Here is a 615-nt window from a genome sequence, read left to right as displayed (position 1 = left end):
AACAACCCATGTAGTGGAAGATGGTTTCACCGTTGATAGAAAAACGGCTTGTACCATCTGGCATCAGACCTTTACCTTGTGTTTCACGAACGGCCTGGCAAAGGTTGGTTTTGCCCGATTTACAGAACTTACACTCTCCACATTCTGCGGTGTAAAGAGGAATCACGTGGTCGCCAACCTCAACGCTGGTAACACCTTCGCCAACCATTTCAACGATACCGCCACCTTCGTGACCAAGAATTGAAGGGAAGATGCCTTCTGGATCGTCGCCTGACAGAGTGAACGCATCAGTATGACAAACACCTGTCGCGACGATGCGCACTAGCACTTCACCCGCTTTAGGAAGCTGTACATCCACTTCTTCCATTTTCAGTGGCTCGCCAGCCGCCCACGCAACCATTGCCTTGGATTTGATGTGAGTTTGACCAGGTTTGATTTCAAGAGTCATTGGATTTTCCTTTATATTCTCAGTATATGGAGTGACGTAATAAGCGTAGTTAAGGTTTGCTTCCTGCGCTGCGTCGTTTTGTTGGTGTCCATTCTAGGTGTTTCAATAAAAATGATAATCCGTCCATTTTGAAAATGATTTTTACATATACGTAATAATGTTAAAGT

Annotated in this window: 1 protein-coding gene; it reads right to left on the bottom strand. The window is 45.0% G+C overall.

Annotated elements, in window-relative coordinates; all coding sequences use genetic code 11:
* The coding region (locus R7040_RS27690; RefSeq protein WP_318097777.1) for an alcohol dehydrogenase catalytic domain-containing protein at positions 1 to 448 on the bottom strand (448 nt) is incomplete at its 3' end.
* Positions 449 to 615 lie beyond the last annotated feature (167 nt).

The sequence above is a fragment of the Vibrio sp. 1069 genome, assembly GCF_033340555.1.
Note: the sequence above shows the minus strand (reverse complement) of the source record. Positions and strands in the feature narration are given on the sequence as shown.